We start from the raw sequence: 19,878 nt of genomic DNA, 5'->3' as shown, positions 1-19,878 counted from the left end.
CTGGTGGAGGGGCTCTCCGGCCGCGTGCTGGAGGTGGGCGCGGGCACGGGGCTGGCGCTGCCGGGCTACCCGGACAGCGTGACCTCCGTGACGGCGGTGGACGTGGACCTGGGGGCGCTGACGCGCGCGCGGGTGCGGCGCAGCGGCGTGGCGCTGCTCCAGGCGGACGCGCAGGCGCTGCCGTTCGCGGAGGCGTCGTTCGACGCGGTCGTCTCCAGCCTGGTGTTCTGCTGCGTGGACGCGCCGGCCACCGCGCTCGCGGAGGTGATGCGGGTGCTCAAGCCGGGCGGCGAGCTGCGCCTGCTGGAGCACGTGCGGGCCCCGAACCCGGTGCTCGCCACCGCGCAGGACCTGCTGACGCCCGCGTGGCGCAAGCTCTCCGGCGGCTGCCGCCTCAACCGGGACACGTTCCGCCTGGTGGAGACGGCGGGCTTCCACGTCGTCCGGCGCGAGCAGCGCCTGGGCGGCGTGGGCGAGTTCATCTTCGCCCGGCGGCCCTGAGTCCAACGGGACCTTGGCGGGTGGGATACAACCCACCGCATCAGGTTTTCGGAAGGGATGTCAGAGGTCACTTTAGGATGGTGGGCGCGACGGCGGAACGACCCGCCGCGTCCGCTTCCGAAAGGCCCTGCTGAATGATGCGCACCCTTCCCTCCCTCCTCGCGCTGTTGCTGCTCGCTGGCTGTGGGCCTGAGTCCGACACGGGCGCTTCGCCCGACCTCATGAGTTCCCCTGCCGCGCTGGAGGCGAGCGACCGCCAGGGTGGCGCCAGTCCCCGCGAAGGTGCCGTGCGGCTGTCCACGGGCGTCACGCTCCGCTACGTGGAGCAGGGCCGTCAGGACGGGCCCGTCGTCGTCTTCCTGCACGGCTATACCGACTCACACCACACCTGGGACCTGGACCTGCCGCGCTTCCCGCGCGACTTCCACCTCTACGCGTTGGATCAGCGCGGCCACGGGGACTCGTCCCGCCCCGCGTGCTGCTACACGCAGCAGGCGTTCGCCCGGGACGTGGTGGCCTTCCTGGACGCGATGCACGTCTCGAAGGCCGTCCTCGTGGGCCACTCGATGGGCAGCTTCATCGCGCAGCAGGTGGCGCTGGACGCGCCGTCGCGCGTGAGGGCGCTGGTGCTCGTGGGCTCGGCGCCCACCGTCGCGGGCAACGAGGTGGCGCTGGGGCTCAAGGCCGCCGTGGACACGCTGACGGACCCGGTGGATCCGCAGTTCATCCAAGAGTTCCAGGCCAGCACCTTCTACCAGCCCGTGCCCGCGTCCTACCTGAACACCCTGGTGGCGGAGAGCTCCAAGGTGCCCGCGCGCGTGTGGCAGGACGCGCTGGACGGACTCATCGCGGAGGACCACTCCGCGCGGCTGGGACAGATTCGCGTGCCCACGCTCATCATCGGTGGGGACCATGACGGCTTCTTCTCCGTCGCCGAGCAGCGCGCCCTCGCTCGCGCCATCCCGAACTCCACCTACCTGCTCTACCCGGACACGGGCCACGCCCCGCACGCGGAGCGCCCGCAGCGCTTCGTGCACGACGTGCACCAGTTCCTGCACCGCCTGTAGACACGGCTTCCGCGCGGCTTCAGGAGCGGGCCGCCTGGGACACGGGTTCCGGGCGGCCGGGCTCCGCCCGCGCCAGCACCACCACCGCCACCAGGATGAGCAGGCCGCCCGCGCCCTGCCGGAGCGACAGCCGCTCGCCCAGGAAGAGCGCGCCCAGCACCACCGCCATCACCGGCTCCAGCGTGGACAGGAGCGACGTGTTCACCGGGCCAATGCGTTGCAGCCCCGCGAAGAACGTGAGCACCGCCACCACGGTGGACAGGAGCGACAGGCCCGCCACCGCGCCCCAGCCCCCGGGCGTCTGGGGAAAGGACGGGCCCTTCACCAGCATCAGGGACCCGAAGGAGAGCCCCGCCGCCAGCAGGATGACGGTGCTCGCCGCGAGCGGCCCCGCCGGGCCCACCACGCGCGCGCTGGACAGGACGTAGAGCGCGTAGATGACCGCCGACAGCACGCCCAGCGCGATGCCCAGGGGCTTCGCGTCCGGCCCGGGGTCCACCGTGAGCGCCGTGCCGACGAGCGCCAGCCCCACGGCGAGCCAGCGGGTGCGGCTCAGGTGCTCACGGCCCAGCGCCACCTGGAGCACCGCCACCAGCGCGGGGAAGAGGTACAGCAGCAGCGCCACCAGCCCCGCGGAGGCGTGCTGGAGCGCGAGGAAGTAGGCGCTGCCTTCCGCGAAGTAGCCCAGCGCGCCCAGCGCCACGAGCCCCAGCAGCACCCGCCCCCGGGGCCACCGCTGCCGGCGCGCGAGCATCACGCAGGTGAGCACCAGCCCCGCCAGCGTGAAGCGCAGGAACAGCAGCGTGGGCATGTCCGCGCCCGCCGCGTAGGCCAGGCGCGCGAACAGCCCCAGGGCGCCAAACGAGGCGCCGGACAGGGCGACGAGGAGGAAGCCGGCGGTGCGGGACGGGGACGACAGCGCGTGCCTACCAGTTCTTCACGGACTGGAGGTCGAACACCTCCGGGAAGCCGCCCTTGCGAAGCAGCTCCGCGGCCACCGCGCTGCGGCCTCCCGCGGCGCAGTACACCACCACGGGCGTGCCGACGGGGCCCACCTCGGAGAGGCGATGGGCCAGCACCTGCACGGGGATGTTGCGGGCGGCTTCGGGGTGTCCCTGCTGGAACTCCTCCGGGGTGCGCACGTCCAGCAGCACCGCGCCCTTCGCGACGAGTTCATGGGCCTTCTGCGAGCGTTCCTGAGGCGTCATGGGGCCATCGTAACCCCAACCCCCCGCCCGGGCCGGGCCGAAAACTGGAGGCTGCTCCGCTGGACGCTACAGTCCTGTAACGACCGCCATGCCACTCGACAAGCACACCCTGCTCCACCAACTGGCCGAGCGCCTCCAGCAGAGCGACCGGCTGGCCCACCGCGCCGAGGCCGACGCCCGCGAGGCCGCCCGCAGCCTCGCCACCGAGTCCGAGAAGAAGGAGGACGGCCGCGCCGCCATCGAGTACGGCAGCCTCGCCACGGGGCAGGCCCAGCGCGCGCGCCGCCTGCAGGAGGAGCTCCAGGCGCTCACCGCCTTCGGCCAGAAGGAGCTGCCCCGCTTCCCGCGCCAGGGGCCCGTGGGCCTGGGCGCCCTGGTGGACGTCAGCACCGAGGACGAGGACGGCTTCGCCGAGCGCACCTTCTTCGTCCTCCCCGCGGGCGCCGGCACGGAGCTCACCGGCCCCGGCGGCGACGGCTTCCTGTCCGTCATCACCCCCAGCTCGCCCGTGGGCCGCGCCCTCTTGGGCCGCCGCGCCGGGGACACCGTGGAGGTGACGCTCGCGGGCGAGGTGCGCGAGTGGACGGTGCTGGAGGTCGCCTGAGCGTCGCCCGAGCTTCGGGCGCGCGCTTCAGTCCGGTCCGGACTCGCTGCTGGGCCCCGGCGCCGCGTGCGCGGTGAGCCACTCCTCCGGGATGTCGCCCCGGGGCAGCTCCAGGATGAAGGTGGAGCCCTGCCCGGGTTCGCTCTGGGCCTGCACCGTGCCGCCGAACGCTTCGACAATCTGGCGGGTGATGTAGAGGCCCAGGCCCAGGCCGCCGTAGTGCCGGTCGCTCACCGCGCGCTCGAAGCGCTCGAAGATGCGCGCCAGGTCCTCCGGCGCGATGCCGATGCCGTGGTCCGTCACCGTGAGGCGCGCCGTCGTGCCGTGCGCCTCCACGGCCAGCGCCACCGGGTGGCCCGCGCCGTACTTGAGCGCGTTGGACAATAAATTTGTCACCACCTGCTCCAGCCGCAGCCGGTCCCAGCGGCCTACCACCGGCACCGGCGCGTGCAGCTCCAGCTCCGTGCCCTGCTGCTGCGCGGCCGGGGAGAAGCGGTAGAGGATCTCCGCCGCCACGCTCGCCAGGTCCAGCTCCTCCACCTCCAGCCGCAGCCGGCCCGCGCTGATGCGCGACACGTCCAGCAGGTTGTCCACCAGCCGCGACAGCCGGCGCACCTGGCGCTGCACCACGTCCAGCGTCTCCGACACGCGCTCGGTGGGCACCGGCTTGCCCTCGCGCGCCAGCACCGTCACCTGCTTCTGCAGCAGCTGCACCTTGAGGCTCAGCGGCGTGAGCGGCGTCTTCAGCTCGTGGCTCGCGATGCCCAGGAACTCGTCGCGCTGGCGCACCGCCTCGCGCGCTTCGCGCAAGAGCCGCGCGTTCTCCAGGTAGAGCGCGGTGCGGTGGGCCAGCTCCGCCAGGAAGCGCTCCTCCTCCGCGTCGAAGGCGTGCAGCACGTTGGAGCGCAGCAGCATCAGCGCGCCCAGCACGTTGCCGCGCGCGCCCACGGGCACGCTCAGGCACCCGTGCGGGCCCACCTCCCGCATCAGCCGCGCGTGCTCCACGTCCCGCGCGATGGTCGTCACGTGCTCCTCGGACATCACGCACAGGCGCGCCACCGCCCCGGTGACGAAGACGTGCGACAGCCCGCCCGGCAGGGTGGGATCCGGCGGGTAGCGCTCCAGCAGCTCGCGCAGCAGCACGTCCCGGCCCGCGTCCACGTGCAGCGACGCCACCACGCTCACATCCTTGCCGGGCGACCTCAGGACCAGCAGCGCCCCGTCCCCCAGCGCCGGCACCAGCAGCTTGAGCAGCGGCCCCAGCTGCGCCTCCGCGTCCACCGACGCGCCCAGCAGCGCCCCGGCCTCCGCGAGCAGCCGCGACGTGTCCAGCACGGTGGGCCGCGACTCCACGGCGTACGTGCGCAGGAGCGCCGCCGCGACCTGCCCCTCCCCTCCCTTCACGGGCGCCGCCGTGGCCTGGAGCCGGAGGCGCGTCCCGTCCGGCCGCAGCACCGTCCACACCGCCGCGTCCACCTGCTCGCCCGCCAGCGCTCGCGCAAGGGGCGCTTCGTCAGGGGGCAGCGGGGTGCCATCGCTCCGCAGCCACTCACAGCCAGGCAGGCGGCCGTGCTCCACGGTGGCGGGCGCTGGAATGCCGAAGTGGGCGCAGGCGTGGGTGTTGAAAGCAAGGACGCGGCCCGAGTGTTCGACGAGGGCCAGACCCTCCGCGTCCATGACGCGGGCGGACAGGTCCAGCTCGTTCCCTTCCATCAAGGAAGTCACCGGAAAAGCCTGCGGGGAAACCGGGGAAGGATCCGAGCGGTCGGCGGGAGACGCGACGCCGAAAGACAGGCTGGGGCTTTCCGCACGCATCATGGTGTCATCTCCGCCTCCCGGGAAGGAAGGCAGACCGCAGGCCCGCCCCATCACCATCAAGCACAGGGAATGCTTCCCGTCATCCCGCTCTTCCCGCAAGCCCCCTTGCCTGCATGGCGGCGATCCTCAATCGTTCGACTCCCCACGTCCGTCGCCCGCGCCTTTCCATTCGCACGGCGAAGTTCTTCCATCGCGAGTCTCAAGCATGCAGATGCCGTTTCCCCGGCCCGACGGCACCCCCAATGAGCGCCGCTTCCGGCAGGTCATCGACACGCTCCAGGAGGTCGTCTTCCAGACGGACCTGGACCGGATGTGGATCTTCCTCAACCCGGCGTGGACGAGGGTCACCGGCTTTTCCGTGGAGGAGAGCCTGGGCCGGTCGGCGTTCGACTTCATCCACGCGGACGACCAGGCGCGCACGCTGGAGGTGTGCCAGTCGCTGATCACGGGCGAGCGCGAGTTCGTCCAGCACGAGGTGCGCTACCTCACGCGCGACGGAGGCTTCCGGTGGGTGGAGGTCTTCGCCCGGGTGACGCAGGACGAGGACGGCACGCTCATTGGCATGGCGGGCTCGCTCAACGACATCACCGAGCGCAAGCGTGCGAACGACGCGCTCGCCCGGCGTGAGCGCTACCTCACGGCGCTGGTGGACATGCAGCAGCGCCTGCTGTCGGTGCCCGAGGGCGGGGACCTGTATGGGCCCGCGCTGGCGCCGCTGGGCCTGGCCTCGGGCGCGAGCCGCGTCTACGTCTTCGAGACGCACACCAACGCGCAAGGCACGCTCGTGTGCAGCCAGCGCGCCGAGTGGTGCGCCCCCGGCGTGATCCCGGAGATCGACAACCCGCTGCTCCAGGAGCTGCCCATGCGGCCGGACATGGACCGGTGGATCCCCCTGCTGGAGCGGGGCGAGGTCGTCACCGGGCGCGTGGCGACCTTCCCCGCGGCCGAGCGGGCGCTGTTGGATCCGCAGGGCGTCCTGTCGCTGCTGGTGCTGCCCCTGCGCGTGCAGGGCCGGCTGGTGGGCTTCGTGGGCTTCGACAACTGCTACGAGGCGCGCGAGTGGGACCGGCTGGAGGTGGACCTGCTGTCCGCGGCCAGCGGCGCCATCTCCGTGTCGCTGGAGCGGCGCGAGTCGGAGCGCGCGCTGCGCGAGCACGAGCACCGCTTCCGCCAGCTCGCGGAGAACGCGTCCGACGTGCTGTACCTCTACCGGTGCGCGCCGCCGCGAGGCTTCGGGTACGTCAGCCGCGTGGTGCACGCGAAGCTGGGCCTGGGGCCGGAGGCGCACTACGCGGATCCGGAGCTCTGGTACCGCCAGGTGCACCCGGAGGACCGGCCCGCGCTGGAGCAGCTGCTGGAGTCTCCCCGCGCGTCGGACGGCGTGCCGGTGGTGTTGCGCTTCCTGCACCCGGACGGGCGCACCCTGTGGCTGGAGCACGTGGTGGCGCCGGTGACGGACCCGCACGGCAAGGTGGTGGCGGTGGAGGGGCTGGCGCGCGACATCACCGAGCGGCGCCAGGTGGAGGAGGCGCTGAAGCGCTCCGAGGCCAGCCTGCGCGCGCTGATGGAGGGCTTCCCGGACGCGGCGGCCATCGAACGCGACGGCCACATCGTCTACGCCAACGCGGTGCTCGTCACCACGCTGGGCTTCCAGAGCGCGGAGGAGCTGGTGGGGCGCCGGCTGTCGGAGTTCCTGGCGGACGTGCCGGGCACGGGCCCGGCGCCCGCGGACGCGGCCCCGCTCACCAGCGAGCGACGGCTGGTGCTGCGCGACGGACGCACGCGCGTGGTGGAGCTGGCGTCGCTGCCCCTGCGCTTCGACGGGCAGCCGGCGGTGGTGTCCATCGCGCGGGACGTGACGGAGCAGCGCCACCTCCAGGCGCGGCTGACGCTGGCGGATCGGCTGGCGTCGGTGGGCACGCTGGCGGCGGGCATCGCGCATGAGATCAACAACCCGCTGGCGTTCGTGCTCTCCAACCTGGCCTTCCTGTCGGACGAGTTCCGCCACCACCTGATGCCCGGCGCCGCGCGCGGGGTGCGCCCCCCAGACGTGGCCGAGTGGCAGGAGGTGCTGGGCGAGGCGTGCGAGGGCGCCGAGCGCGTGCGGCAGATCGTCCGTCAGCTGAAGACGTTCTCCCGGCCGGACGAAGAGCGCATGACGCCGGTGGACCTGCACGCGGTGCTGGACTCGGTGGTGATGATGGCGGCGAACGAGATCCGCCACCGCGCGCGGCTGCGCCGGGACTACGGCACGGTGCCGCAGGTGATGGCCAACGAGGGCCGGCTGTGCCAGGTGTTCCTCAACCTGGTGGTGAACGCGGCGCAGGCCATCCCGGAGGGCTCCGCGCACGACCACGAGGTGGTGCTGACGACGCGCATGGAGAGCGGGCGCGTGATGGTGGAGGTGCGCGACACGGGCAGCGGCATCCAGCCGGAGGTGCTGGGCCGCATCTTCGACCCGTTCTTCACCACCAAGCCCGTGGGCGTGGGCACCGGCCTGGGGCTGTCCATCTGCCACGGCATCATCACCGGGATGGGCGGCGACATCTCCGTGGACAGCACCGTGGGCCGGGGGAGCGCCTTCCGCGTGCTCCTGCCCGCGCCGGTGCCCGCTCCCAGCTTGCGCCCGCTGGAGGCCCCGGTGCCCCACGCGCCCGTGACGCCGCGAGGCCGGGTGCTGGTGGTGGACGACGAGCCCGCGGTGGGCCGCGTGCTGCAGCGGCTGTTGCGCGGCCACGACGTGGAGGTGGCCACCAGCGGCCGGCAGGCCCTGGAGCGCATGGGCCAGACGCCGGGCTTCGACGCCGTGCTGTGCGACGTGATGATGCCGGACCTCGCCGGCCGCGACGTGTACGAGGCCGTGCGGCGCACGCACCCGGGCCTGGAGCGCCGCTTCATCTTCGTGTCCGGCGGGGCCTTCACCACGGGCGCGCGCGAGTTCCTGTCGCAGATCCCCAACCCGGTGCTGGAGAAGCCCTTCGACGAGGCGCGCGTGCGCGGCGCGGTGGAGGCGCTGGTGCGACACGGTCCGCGGGACGTCATCTGACGCAAGCGGACGCGGAAGGGGGGATCCATCGGTCATCGGGAGGACCCTCCTCCCAGTGACCGATGCGTGGGGGGAGCCCGTCTGCGAGCGTGTGCTCGTCCGCTCGCTCCTGTCTTGAGGTCATGCGCCCATGAATCGCACCAAACTGCTGTTGTCCCTCGCTGGCCTGCTCGTCGTGGGCGCCCTCGCGCTCGATGGGATGCACGCGCTCTTCGCGACCCGCTCCGAGCATCCCCCGTTCGTCCACCAGCCGCCGGCCGCGCCGTCGGTCCTGGACCAGAGCCACACGGTGGTGCAGCCGGGCGAGGCGCCCATCAGCACGGTGCTGCCCCTGGGCGTGGGCACGCCGGGGTCCGGCCGCGTGGGCCCGGTGGAGCTGACGGGCAAGCTGTCCGGCGCGTACGTGAAGACGGGGCCGAGCGAGGCCTTCGCGTGGTTCGAGGTGTCGGCGCGCGCGCCGGAGAACCCCCAGCGCGTGCCGGTGAACCTGGCGCTGGTGGTGGACCGCTCCGGCTCCATGATGGGCAGCAAGCTGGTGGACGCGAAGCGCGCCGCCGAGGCGCTGGTGAGCCAGCTGCGCGTGGGGGACCGGCTGGCGCTCGTGCACTACGGCTCCGACGTGACGACGCTGCCCAGCGTGGAGATCACCGAGCAGACGCGCGCGGAGCTGCTCAAGGCCATCTCCGCCATCGAGGTGAACGGCTCCACCAACATCAGCGGCGGGCTCCAGGCGGCGGCGGACGCGCTGCGCCCGTACACGAAGCAGTACCGGGTGACGCGCGCCATCCTCCTGAGCGACGGCCAGCCCACCGAAGGCGTGGTGTCCGAGATGGGCCTCTTCTCCGAGGTGGGCAAGCTGCGCGAGCTGGGCATCACCGTGAGCGCGCTGGGCGTGGGCGAGGGCTTCAACGACGCGCTGATGCGCGGCATGGCCGAGCGCGGCGGCGGCTTCTCCGGGTTCGTCAGCGACTCGTCGCAGCTGGCCTCCATCTTCACGCGTGAGCTGGAGCAGGCCGCGAGCACCGTGGCGCGCAACGTGAACCTGGTGCTGACGCTGCCGCCCGGCGTGAGCGGCGTGGAGGTGATGGGCCTGCCGTCCACGCGCGAGGGCAGCACGGTGCGCGTGCCCCTGTACGACCTGACGGGCGGCCAGTCCGCGCGCGTGGTGGCGAAGGTGTCGCTGGTGGCCCCGGAGGGCGCGTCCCAGATGAGCGTCCTGGGCGCGAGCCTGTCGTATGTGGACGTGACGGCCGACCTGCCGTCGCAGGTGCTGCTGTCGCTGGACGCGAAGGTGACGAACGACGCGCAGGTGGTGCACGCGAACCTGGACCGGGACGTGCGGGTGCACGCCATCCGCGCGCTGGGCACGCAGCAGCTCCATGCGGCCGCGGAGGCGATGAAGAGCGGCAACCGTCAGGGAGCCGTCAATCTGCTCGACAACGCGCGTCGCCTCTTCGGCAGCTCGGCGTCGGCGCTCGCGGGGGAGCTTGCGGACGTGGACGCGACCCAGGCAGCCTACGGGAATGCCCACAGCGACGCGGACGTGCGCCGTGAGATGCTCGACCTCAAGAAGAAGACGATGAAGAGCTTCGGGCACAACAACTCCTACTAGTCGCTCACGCCGTTCGGGACGGTGCGCCATGTCGCTCTCCATCCAACTCATCCGCCGGGAGGACTTCGAGTCGCGCTGCCTCTTCGCGCTCGTGGGCGCGGGCGCCATGGCGCTGGTGGCAGGCGTGGCGCGGCAGGTGCTGCACGTCCCGGTGGAGCCCGGCTACTTCGCGCTGGCGGCGGCGGCCGTCACGGCGGTGAAGCCCCAGCCCGCGTACAGCGCCCTGATGCGCGCGGCGGTGGTGCTGCTGCCCGCCCTGCCCTATGTCCTGGGCCTGCCGTACCCCCTGCAGCACGCGGTGGCGGGTGCCATCGCCGCGGGGCTGATCGCCTGGCGTGGCCATGGGCGCGATGGGGTGGGCACGTCCACCCAGCTCGTGCTCAGCGCCGGGGCGGCCGCGGTCACCACGGTGCTGGGGCTGTACGTGCAGGAGGTGCTCGACGCGCGCTTCCTGCCGGCCCGGGGCTACTTCCCGCTGCTGGTGGACTACGCCGTGGTGGCGCTGTTCTGGGGCATCGGCACGCTGCCGGTGAACCTGGCCATGGACCTGGACGCGGTGGCCACCCGGGGCATGCGCCTGGAGGCCACCCTCACCGGCGAGGTGCGCGGGCTGGTGACACGGGCGCTGGGGCTGTACCGCCAGAGCCAGGCGGAGGCGCGCAAGCTGGCCACGGGCGAGGGCCGCGTGAAGCTGGAGCGCGTGCTCGCGAAGCTGGCCGGGGACGCGTTCAGCCTGGCCGAGTCCCACACGGTGCTGGAGGGCCAGCTCTCCGCCGCGTCCCAGGGCAGCGTGGATTCGCAGGTGCAGGAGCTGCGCAAGCGCGCCGCGGACGCCCAGGACGGCGTGGCCCGGCGCCAGTTGGAGCGCGCCGCCGCGTCGCTGGGTGAGGAGCTCAACCACCTGGACGCGCTCTCACGGCGGCGCGAGCGCCTGCACGCGCAGCTCCACGCCCAGGTGGCCCTGCTGGAGCGGGCCCGGGTGTGCTTCATCGGGGCCCGGGCGGCGTCCCCGCTGGACGGGGGCGACCGGGCCCTGGCCCTGGCCGACAAGCTCTCCGCCCTGGACCTGGAGTCCTCCGGCCCGGAAGCGCTGCCCCCGCAGGTGCGCGCTCCCGCCGTCCGCTCCTAGTCCGGCGGCCCACCCCTCGGGGCAGGCCCGGCTTCAACACCGCAGGCCCGGTCCGGTGTCACTTCGCCGACGCGTGGGTGGCGGCGCGGGTGCGCTTGCGCGCCGGCGCGGCCTTCTTCGTGGTGGCCTTCTTCGCCTCGACGCGGGGTGCGTGCAGCTCGCTCGCGATGCGCTGTTCAATCTCCTCGCGGGTGCGGCGGCTCATCTCCAGCGCGGCGTTGATGCGCTCGCGCACGCGGTCGGCCTGGGCCTCGGCGGCGGCCCGGTACTCGGCGATGTCCCGGCGCAGCTCCAGGCGGCCCTCGGTGGCCGGGGGGGCGTCCGCCTTCGGCCGGGTGGCCGTCTTCCGCCGGGCCGGACGTTCCGTTGAAGTCCCACTTCCCTGTTGTCCCTGTATCTTGCGCGCCATGTGGCCCCCTCATGCGATCACTCGCCTGTGGGCGGAAAGGTGGGGTGTGCGCTTCCACCATGGAAGCCCGACCTCGGGTCGGACGGAGTCCTTGCAGGCGGACAATCCGGGACTGCTCCAACAGGAGGGCTTCTCAATGTCTGCAGGAAGACGCTAAGAGGGCCCTCGCCGTTCCTGGGCCAGGGGCCTTCCAGGCTGCTAGCTCAGGCACCGCCGCATCTTCCGAAGGGCCGGGATGCGAGCGAGCCTTCTTGTCCCGCGTGCTCCGACGGCAGGGGTGTCGCGGTGGCACCTCTAGTGAGGGGATACCGTGGCGGTCTCTTTCCTGAACCGGAAGCACAACCTCGACCGGATGTCGCTGCGCGACCTGGTCTATTCGTTCTTCACGTACTACGCCGTCGTCGCCTACATCCTCATCGGCATCGCCTGCATCGTGCTGTCGGTGAAGTGGTTCGAGCACCCGGCGCGCATGGCGGCGGCGGTGCTGGTGGCGACGGTGGCCTACCCGTTCGGCTGGTACTTCATCCACCGGTACATCCTGCACGGCCGGTTCCTCTACAAGTCCGCCGCGACGGCGGTGACGTGGAAGCGCATCCACTTCGACCACCACCAGGACCCGCACGACCTGCGCGTGCTCTTCGGCGCGCTGCACACCACGCTGCCCACCATCGCGCTGGTGCTCACGCCCATCGGCTACCTCATCGGCGGACGCTCCGGCGCGACCGCGGCGCTGGGCTGGGGCATGGTGACGACGTGCTTCTACGAGTTCTGCCACTGCATCCAGCACCTGAACTACGCGCCGCAGTTCAAGTTCCTCAAGGACATCAAGCGGCTGCACATGTCCCACCACTTCCACAACGAGACGGGCAACTTCGGCATCACGAACTACTTCTGGGACCGCGTGTTCGGCACGCTGTACGAGAAGGCGGCGGACAAGCCCAAGAGCCCCACCGTCTTCAACCTGGGCTACACCGCCGAGGAGGCCCAGAAGTACCCCTGGGTGGACAAGCTCTCCGGCGGCACGCGCGGTGACGGACACCCGCGCCGCTTCTGGCAGGCCGAAGGCCTGAGCGCCCCGGAAGCCACCTCCAGCGAACAGTCCTGAAGCAGCCTTCCCTGCTTCACCCGGACCTCCCCGCGCGCCTGTCGCCGGGGAGGTCTTCTCTTTTTCAGCCCCCGCGCTTCACGCGGAGAGTGACTCGACCTGCTCCTGCTCCTCGCGGAAGCGCTGGGCGGCCACGGGCGGCAGGGAGTGCACGCGCGCGACGAGGCACGCCGCGCTGCCCCCGGCCAGGTGGAATTGATCCAACCGCACGCTGACGGGGCGCCGGCCCAGTCCGCGCAGCACGGCCTCCACGCGGGGCACGCGCGCGCCGACGATGACCGTGTTGCCCACCTCCACCAGGTTGAGCCCGAAGGCGAGCGCGTCGTCGCGTGCGATGGGCACCACCTGCCCGATGCCCTCCGTGCGCGCCAGCGTGCGCAGCGACTCGGGCGTGAAGGCCTCGGGGCACACGAGCGCGGTGCCATCGGACAGGACGGTGAGCGCGGTGTCCAGGTGGTAGAGGTACGGGTCGCACAGCTCCAGCGGCGTGACGGGCGCGTCGAGGAAGGCCTCCAGCACGCCCGCGGCCCGCTGCGTGGAGCGCTGGCCGTACCCCAGGAGCGCGCCCCGTCCCGCGGGCAGCATGGCCACGTCACCGCCCTCGATGTGCACGCACGAGGGCTCGATGACGTCGAAGCCGCGCGCGGCCAGCCACCGGGCCCGGGCGCGTTGCTCTCCCCGGCGCTGTCCGTGGCGCATGGTGGCGAGCAGCGCGCGCAGCTCTCCGTCCTGCGACACGAGCACCGCGTTGTCCTTGGCGAAGACGGAGTCGTACGCGCCGTGGACGAAGGGCAGCTCGAAGCAGCTCGCGCCCGCCTCGCGCAGGACGCGCAGGAACGCCCGGTGCTGGCCGCACGCGCGGCGCCACGCGACGGCACCGACCTTCATATGCGGATTGATGTTCCACGCGACCTGATACGCACAGTCGCGGGAGCGGACGTGGTCCTTTTCGCAGCGCACCTGACTCACGGCGAAGGTGGCAGGTACGAAGTGGCCGGTGTTCAAGGTCATCCCCATACATGTGGTCGGAAGGCACTCCTGCCTTCCCAGACATGTGGAGAGGTTGCGCACCATGAGCGGGCTTGGCGAGGTGGCTGGGGAAGCAGGAACGGAGGACGCACGCCTGGCTGAACGGATGCATCGGACCCTCTTGCGCTTCAACCACTCGCGACTGGCGCCAGGCTTTCCCACGGAGGGCTGGCGAGCGGACGTGCAGGCGGAGACACAGTTGCGCCTGCTGGAGGGCGAGTACGTGGAGGCCGAGCGACAGCGCGTGGCGGCCTGGGCCGCCGAGGCACCGGAGGACGCGGACGGCTTCATCGCGTGGTTCGAGGACCTGAAGGAGACGGGGCCCGGGCAGCAGGACCCGCTGTTTCCCTGGCTCGCGAAGCAGGCCTCATTGGAACAGCTGCGCTGGTTCCTCACGCAGGAGGTCGCGGGCGAGGCGGGCTTCGACGACCTGGTGGCGCTGACGCAGCTGCAGCTGCCCACGCAGGCGAAGCTGGAGCTGGCGCGCAACTACTGGGACGAGATGGGCCGCGGGCGCGAGGACGCGATGCACGGGCCGATGCTCGCGGAGATGGCGGCGAAGCTGGGGCTGAAGCCCACCGAAGAGGACACGGTGTGGGAAGCGCACGCGCTGGCGAACCTGCTCTGCGCGTTCGCGTTCAACCGCCGCTACACGTACCTCGCGGTGGGCGCGCTGGGCATCGTCGAGGAGACGGCGCCGGGCCGCACCGCGTGCGTCAACGAGGGCCTGAAGCGTCTGGGGTTCGACATGCGGGTGCGGCGCTACTACGCGGTGCACTCCACGCTGGACGTGAAGCACTCGGAGACGTGGAACCGCGAGGTGCTGCGTCCGCTGGTGGCCGCGAACCCCGCGTGCGCGCGGCCCCTGGCGGAAGGGGCGCTGTTGCGCCTGTCCGCGGGCGCGAAGTGCTTCGAGCGCTACCGCCGCGAGCTGGGGCTGGAGCTGAAGTCCCTCAGCTGAAGGGCCCCGTCCCCGTCCACGACGGACCGGACCCGTCCCCCCGGGACCTTGCGCGTGTGCGCTGGCCGGGGGGCTGCGTCCGCCAGAGGACGGCCCCGGCCTGACAGGGGATGCGCGGGCCACGGGGGGAACGCCAGCTTGGGAGGCGTTTGCGTACCGCCTGGAGGTCCCGATGTCCCTGTTCCGATTCGCCTGTGCCGGGGTGCTGGCCCTGACGGCGTGTGCCTCCCCGGGCACGTCCTTCGAGGACGTGATGCGCCGCACCCAGCCCCTGATGCCGAAGCGGCCGGATCCGCTGACCTACGGCACCCGGCCGGAGAACCCCGTGCGCGTGGGCTGGGGCGACAAGGGCGTCAGCGCGTACTTCGGGCTGTTGCGCGGACCGCAGGGGCAGCCCGTGGCGTGGCGCCGGATGGGGGACTGCTGCGAGTTCACCGAGGTGGACGGCCGGGGCACCGCGAAGGGCAAGCTGTCCATCTTCGAGGTGACCTACGAAGGGTTGGACACGCCCGTGGTGCTCTACGTGGACGCGTACACCGGAGGCTCCGTGTACGCGCCCTGGGGCTTCGTGCTGGAGGGGGGGCCGGACGCGCCCGCCACGCCGCCGGGGATGGAGCCGGACGTCATCGAGCTGTGAGGCACCTTCCTGGACGGCCCCATCGTACCTAGATGCAGGGGGACGAAAGCGGGCCGGAGCTCGGAAGTGGGGCGCGTGCGCGCCCTCGGGAGCGGACAGGCAGGCGTGAGGTTTCGGGGGGCGTGATTATCCCCGGACCGGGGCCGTCACGCTGGAAAGTGGAAGTTTTCCCGCCGAGGAAGGGCGTCCGGGTCCCCATGGGGGATGCGGCCCACCCGGCGCTGCGCTAAGCGTTCGACCGCTCTCCCGACGGAGGAGGAACCGTGGCGGCTGTGAAGAAGAAGCGTTGGCCCTATGTGCTGGGGGGCATCCTCGTCCTCCTGATCGCCATCGTGGCGGTGGTGCTGTGGCGGCTGGACGCCATCCTGCTGAAGACGGCGCGTGATCAGGCGGCCACGTACTCGCAGAAGCTCGGGCGCCCCATCACGATTGGCGACATCTCCACGAAGCTCTTTCCCCAGGTCGGCGCGCAGATTGAAGACGTCGTCGTGGGCCCCGCCGAGGGTGAAGACCTGCCGCTCGCGGAGCTGAAGCAGGTGGACGTGAGCGTGGCGGCGATGCCGCTGCTGTCCTCGCGCGGCAAGGACATCCAGGTGAAGAACGCCGAGGTGTCCGGCCTCACCGTGAACGTCATCCGCCTGGCCGACGGCACCACCAACGTGCAGCGGCTCCAGGAGAAGCTGGCCCAGCAGCAGCCCAAGGAAGAGACGCCGGAGGAGGAGTCGCAGCCCACCGACCTGTCGGGCGTGCACGTGGAGCGCGCGGCGCTCACCGACGGCACCATCCGCTTCGTGGACCGCGCGGGCGGCGCCCAGGCGCGCGAGCTGGCGGTGCGCGACCTGGACATCGAGGTGAAAAATCTGCGCGTGGGCCAGCCGCTGAAGGTGGACCTGGCGGCGGCGGTGCTCGCGGAGAAGCAGAACCTCAAGATGACGCTCCAGGCGGCGCCGCTGCCGGCGACGCTGGTGCCCACGCCGGAGCAGGTGACGCTGAAGGCGGACCGCATCGACCTGTCGCCCCTGGGGCCGTTCCTGCCGCCGGACGTGGGCTTCCAGGCGGGCACGCTGGACGCGGACTGGAAGGCGGACCTGGGCGGCGCGGTGCCCGGCGGCAAGGGCCCCACGAAGCTCGTGGGCGTCATCAAGGCGCTGGGGATGAAGTTCGCGGGCGCGGAGGGCGGCAAGGCGCTGGACGTGGTGCTCGACACGGACGTGACGGGCGACATGGCCACGGGTGACCTGGCGCTGGACAAGCTCAAGCTGGACCTGGGCCCCGCGGCCATCACGGGCAAGGGCAAGGTGAAGGGGCTGCTCACGGACAAGCCCGCGGTGGAGGGCTTCGAGCTGGTGGGGCGCAACCTGGATCCCGCCGTGCTCGCCGAGTACTACCCGCCCCTGAAGAAGCAGCTCAAGGGCATGGTGGCGGGCCCCATCGGGCTGGACGTGCGCGGCAGCGGGACGCAGGACGCGCAGGCGCTCCACATCGCGGTGGACCTGACGCCGGTGCGGCTGCGGGTGCCGGATCAGCTGTCGAAGGAGGCCGGCGGCGCGATGAAGCTCAGCGCCCAGATTTCGGGCGCGGCGGCGAGCGGCGGCGCGCTGCGCTTCGACGCGAAGGCGGACCTGGACGGCGTGGACATGCGGCCGGGCCTGCTGGTGAACAAGGCCCCGGGGCAGCGGCTGGACGTGGCGGCGGCGGGCACCTACGCGCCGGCGAAGACGGGCAGCGGCATGACGGTGAACGTCTCCAGCCTCACCCTGCACGCGCTGGAGGACACGGTGACGGGCACCGCCACGGTGGCCCTTGCGGGCACGGGCAAGAAGGCGACGACGACGTTCAAGGCGAACGTGAAGAGCGCGCGGCTGGATGCGGAGAAGTTGTTGATGAGCGAGGAGGAGGTCCTGGCGCGCACGGGTGGCAAGCCGCCGCCGGAGCCGCCGGTGGAGCCCGCACGGTTCAACGGCTACCGGGGTGACATCCAGTTCGCCATCGCGTCGCTGCGCTACACGGCGATGGACCTCTCCAACGTGACGGGCGTGGTGAAGATGGTGGACGACCTCATCACGGTGGAGAAGTTCTCGACGGGCATCTATGGCGGCAAGGTGGTGGCGGACGGGACGACCATCCGCCTGGGTCCGGCGCCGGAGGCGCGGCCCTTCTCCGCGAAGGTGCAGGTGCAGGGCCTGCAGGTCGCGCAGGCGCTGGCGGCGCGCACGCCCAAGCAGGTGCTGACGGGCAAGTTCAACGGCAACGTGGACGTGCAGGGCGTGGGCTACACGATGGAGAAGCTCCAGCAGACGCTGCTGGGCGGCATCAGCGGCAACCTGCTGGAGGGCACGTTCCTGGGCAAGGACCTGGTGTCGTCCGCGACGGGGCCGCTGGCCAAGGCGCTGCCGTTCGCGAAGGCGCTGAAGAGCGGGGACGTGACGTCGCTGGGCGCGGATCTGCCCTTCAGCGTGACCATCAAGAACGGCGTGGCGCAGCTGAGCAAGCCCATCACCTGGACGCGGCCGGAAGCGGCGATGAGCTTCGACGGCGGCATCAAGCTGGATGGCACGCTGGATTTGACGGGTGGGATTTCGCTGACGCCCGCGACCATCAAGACGCTGACCGTGGGCAAGGTGACGCCGACGGAGCCCATCCCGGTGGGGCTGAAGCTCACGGGCAAGGCGTGGAGCCCGGAGGTGACGGGCATCGACGTGAAGCCGGCGGCGACGACCATCCTGAAGCTGGCGGGCGCGTCGGTGGCGGGCAACCTGCTGGGCGAGAAGGGCAAGGCGGTGCAGGACGTCATCACCGGCGGCCAGGACAAGGCCAAGGCCGAGGCGGAGGCCCGCGTCAACGAGGAGAAGAAGAAGCTGGAGGAGCAGGCCCGCGCCGAGCAGGAGAAGGCGAAGCAGCGTGCGGCGGAAGAGGCGAAGAAGAAGCTCAAGGGCATCTTCGGCGGGAAGTAGGCGCCGCGAGGTCCCGAAGTGACCCGCGCCGCGGAGCTCCGACGGGAGCTTCGCGGCGTCGCTGTTTCAGACGCGGCCCACGGAGGGACTCAGGCGCCAGGGTGGAGCAGGGCTGGAGGGAATACCGGGGCAAGTCCCGCCGCGCGCTGGCGTAGGCTCTCCGCCCATGTTCCTCCGGCTCACGCGCATCGAGGTCGCGGGCTTCCGCTCCCTGCGCGACGTGGTGCTGCGCCCCCAACCGCTGGAGGTGCTGCTGGATCCGGACGGCACGGCCACCCGCGACCTGATCCGTCTCTTCACGCTCCTGCGAGCACTCGCCGAAGGCCGGCTCCAGGAGCACCTGACCGATGTGGCGGACGGCCCGGTGACGTGCGTGCTGGGCGTCCAGGGTGACGACTACCGCGTGGAGCTGCGCCGCTTCCCGGACGGCCGGTGGCGCATCACCCGCGAGGAGCTGGACCTGGTGGCGGGCCTGGGAATCCCCTTCATCGACCCCTCGCACGACGCACCCCGGGACGAGGCCCGGCTCTCCACGTTCCCCCCTGCCCTCCCCGAGCACGTACCCGGACCCGTCACGGGAGAAGCGGAGTGGCTCGGGCAGATCGCCGACGGGGCGGCTCGGCGGATGAACCGGTTCCTGCGCGGCTTCCGCGTGCAGCCCGCCGGGGCCTTCACCGTGGACGAGGAGTCCTTGCTCTTCCTGCAGGAGCCCGGCACCGAGCCCGAGGGCGACCTGCCCGCGAATGCCCTCTGGGACCGGGTCCAATCCGCTCGCGCGGCGTCCTCACGGGTCCCCGTGCTGCTGTGCACACCGTCGGTGGCCCTGGCGGACGCCTTCGACCTCCAGGACGTCCAGCGCGTGGAAACCACCTCCGACGGCGCCTCCTCCTTCCGGCCGCTGGGAGCCCGGAAGGAGTCTGGCGGATAGCGCTACTGCGTGGCGTCGCCGCGCGCGCCCCAGCCACCACCGCCACCGCCCACCGGCCCACCGCGGGGGCCACCGCCGCGCGGGCTCGCGTCCTCACGGCGCATCTCCTGGTACTTCGCCAGCTGATCCGCGCTGAGGACCTTCTGCATCTCCTGGTCGGTCTGCGTGCGCAGGTCGCGCATCTGCCGGCGGATGTCCCGGCCCTGGCCCGCGCCGCCGCCGTTCAGCCCCGCCATCAGCTCCTGGCGCTTCGCGTCCTCGGCCTTGAGCTGCTTCGTCAGCTCCTGCTCCTGGCTGTAGCTGAGCTTCGCGTCGGAGATGAACGTCTTGAGGCGCTCGCTGCGTTCGGCCTCCGCCTGCGTCCGCATCTGGTCGATCTGCTGCTGCCACTGCTGGCGCTGCTCGTTGCGCTGCTCGTCCTGCACCGTGCGCAGCATCTCCTTCAACGTCGCCTTGCCGCTGTCGGTGCTCAGCGCCTCGCCCACCATCACGCCGCGCACCTCCTCGCGCAGCTTCGCCACCTCCGCCTCCAGGCCCGCGGGCGCGGGGCCCGCGCCGGCCGTGGTCGTGCCGGGCTGCTGCTCGAAGGCCATCAGCCGCCGCGACAGCAGCTGCACCGTCTCCTCCAGGGCCTTCACGCGCGTCTGGAGCGCCCGGACGTCCGCCGAAGCGTCCTGCACGCGGGGCGCCGCTTCCGCCGCCGGGGCCTCCGTCCTGCCGGGCCCCCACAGGGCCACGCCGAGCGCCACCGAAGCCAACCCCACCGATGCGATGCCGAGAATGCGATTCATGATGCTCTCCCTGACGGAAGCCCCGGCCGCCTATTCCACCGCGCTCCCGGGCTGCGTCACACGGCGCCATCCTCCCACC

General features: G+C 71.9%; 17 protein-coding genes. 11 read left to right on the top strand and 6 right to left on the bottom strand.

Going from position 1 to position 19,878, the window contains the following annotated elements:
- Both D7V93_RS13775 and D7V93_RS13770 read left to right on the top strand, forming a co-directional pair.
- The coding region (locus D7V93_RS13775) for a class I SAM-dependent methyltransferase (RefSeq protein WP_147451171.1) at positions 1-501 on the top strand (501 nt) is incomplete at its 5' end.
- Positions 502-635: 134 nt separating this feature from the next.
- Positions 636-1,568 (top strand): alpha/beta fold hydrolase, encoded by a 933-nt coding sequence (locus D7V93_RS13770; protein ID WP_120643850.1) that lies wholly within the window; start codon positions 636-638, stop codon positions 1,566-1,568.
- Between the two features lie 19 nt (positions 1,569-1,587).
- On the opposite strand, the gene D7V93_RS13765 is transcribed toward D7V93_RS13770, so the two are convergent.
- Together D7V93_RS13765 and D7V93_RS13760 are read right to left on the bottom strand one after the other, a co-directional pair.
- Positions 1,588-2,487 carry a DMT family transporter gene (locus D7V93_RS13765; protein ID WP_120643849.1) on the bottom strand — a complete coding sequence of 300 codons (900 nt, stop codon included), beginning with the start codon at positions 2,485-2,487 and terminating at the stop codon, positions 1,588-1,590.
- A gap of 7 nt (positions 2,488-2,494) precedes the next feature.
- A complete protein-coding gene (locus D7V93_RS13760; protein ID WP_120611498.1) occupies positions 2,495-2,776 on the bottom strand; it encodes a rhodanese-like domain-containing protein in 282 nt (93 codons plus the stop codon).
- Positions 2,777-2,864: 88 nt separating this feature from the next.
- Between D7V93_RS13760 and D7V93_RS13755 the strand changes: the two genes are divergently transcribed.
- Positions 2,865-3,380, top strand: coding sequence for a GreA/GreB family elongation factor (locus D7V93_RS13755; RefSeq protein ID WP_120643848.1), 516 nt, complete (start codon positions 2,865-2,867; stop codon positions 3,378-3,380).
- A gap of 27 nt (positions 3,381-3,407) precedes the next feature.
- Here D7V93_RS13755 and D7V93_RS13750 read toward each other — a convergent pair whose 3' ends face one another.
- Positions 3,408-5,093 carry a sensor histidine kinase gene (locus D7V93_RS13750; protein WP_244237296.1) on the bottom strand — a complete coding sequence of 562 codons (1,686 nt, stop codon included), beginning with the start codon at positions 5,091-5,093 and terminating at the stop codon, positions 3,408-3,410.
- Positions 5,094-5,403: 310 nt separating this feature from the next.
- Between D7V93_RS13750 and D7V93_RS13745 the strand changes: the two genes are divergently transcribed.
- The 3 genes from D7V93_RS13745 to D7V93_RS13735 all read left to right on the top strand — a co-directional run bounded on the left by D7V93_RS13745 (position 5,404) and on the right by D7V93_RS13735 (position 10,985).
- Positions 5,404-8,244: a PAS domain S-box protein gene (locus D7V93_RS13745; protein WP_120643846.1), complete on the top strand. Its 2,841-nt coding sequence runs from the start codon at positions 5,404-5,406 to the stop codon at positions 8,242-8,244.
- 130 nt (positions 8,245-8,374) lie between these two features.
- Positions 8,375-9,856, top strand: coding sequence for a vWA domain-containing protein (locus D7V93_RS13740; protein WP_120643845.1), 1,482 nt, complete (start codon positions 8,375-8,377; stop codon positions 9,854-9,856).
- A gap of 28 nt (positions 9,857-9,884) precedes the next feature.
- Positions 9,885-10,985 carry a hypothetical protein gene (locus D7V93_RS13735; protein WP_120643844.1) on the top strand — a complete coding sequence of 367 codons (1,101 nt, stop codon included), beginning with the start codon at positions 9,885-9,887 and terminating at the stop codon, positions 10,983-10,985.
- Positions 10,986-11,043: 58 nt separating this feature from the next.
- On the opposite strand, the gene D7V93_RS13730 is transcribed toward D7V93_RS13735, so the two are convergent.
- Positions 11,044-11,394, bottom strand: coding sequence for a hypothetical protein (locus D7V93_RS13730; RefSeq protein WP_244237295.1), 351 nt, complete (start codon positions 11,392-11,394; stop codon positions 11,044-11,046).
- A 352-nt stretch (positions 11,395-11,746) separates the two neighbouring features.
- Here D7V93_RS13730 and D7V93_RS13725 point away from each other — a divergent pair, with 352 nt between their 5' ends.
- Positions 11,747-12,499 carry a sterol desaturase family protein gene (locus D7V93_RS13725; RefSeq protein WP_120643851.1) on the top strand — a complete coding sequence of 251 codons (753 nt, stop codon included), beginning with the start codon at positions 11,747-11,749 and terminating at the stop codon, positions 12,497-12,499.
- A 78-nt stretch (positions 12,500-12,577) separates the two neighbouring features.
- On the opposite strand, the gene D7V93_RS13720 is transcribed toward D7V93_RS13725, so the two are convergent.
- The gene (locus D7V93_RS13720) at positions 12,578-13,387 is read right to left on the bottom strand and encodes a dimethylarginine dimethylaminohydrolase family protein (RefSeq protein ID WP_244237294.1); all 810 of its coding nucleotides are present in this window, start codon (positions 13,385-13,387) and stop codon (positions 12,578-12,580) included.
- Between the two features lie 184 nt (positions 13,388-13,571).
- Here D7V93_RS13720 and D7V93_RS13715 point away from each other — a divergent pair, with 184 nt between their 5' ends.
- The 4 genes from D7V93_RS13715 to D7V93_RS13700 all read left to right on the top strand — a co-directional run bounded on the left by D7V93_RS13715 (position 13,572) and on the right by D7V93_RS13700 (position 19,008).
- Positions 13,572-14,489, top strand: a complete 918-nt coding sequence (locus tag D7V93_RS13715) for an iron-containing redox enzyme family protein (RefSeq protein ID WP_120643842.1) — start codon at positions 13,572-13,574, stop codon at positions 14,487-14,489.
- A 172-nt stretch (positions 14,490-14,661) separates the two neighbouring features.
- Positions 14,662-15,126 carry a fibril protein gene (locus D7V93_RS13710; RefSeq protein ID WP_120643841.1) on the top strand — a complete coding sequence of 155 codons (465 nt, stop codon included), beginning with the start codon at positions 14,662-14,664 and terminating at the stop codon, positions 15,124-15,126.
- Positions 15,127-15,389: 263 nt separating this feature from the next.
- Positions 15,390-18,080, top strand: a complete 2,691-nt coding sequence (locus tag D7V93_RS13705; RefSeq protein ID WP_120643840.1) for an AsmA family protein — start codon at positions 15,390-15,392, stop codon at positions 18,078-18,080.
- 166 nt (positions 18,081-18,246) lie between these two features.
- Entirely contained in the window at positions 18,247-19,008 is a 762-nt protein-coding gene (locus D7V93_RS13700; RefSeq protein ID WP_120643839.1) for an AAA family ATPase, read from the top strand.
- A 2-nt stretch (positions 19,009-19,010) separates the two neighbouring features.
- Here the strand turns inward: D7V93_RS13700 and D7V93_RS13695 are convergent, their stop codons facing one another.
- Positions 19,011-19,799 carry a hypothetical protein gene (locus D7V93_RS13695; protein ID WP_147451170.1) on the bottom strand — a complete coding sequence of 263 codons (789 nt, stop codon included), beginning with the start codon at positions 19,797-19,799 and terminating at the stop codon, positions 19,011-19,013.
- Positions 19,800-19,878 lie beyond the last annotated feature (79 nt).

Source organism: Corallococcus llansteffanensis (assembly GCF_003612055.1).
Lineage (GTDB): Bacteria > Myxococcota > Myxococcia > Myxococcales > Myxococcaceae > Corallococcus > Corallococcus llansteffanensis.
Note: the sequence above shows the minus strand (reverse complement) of the source record. Positions and strands in the feature narration are given on the sequence as shown.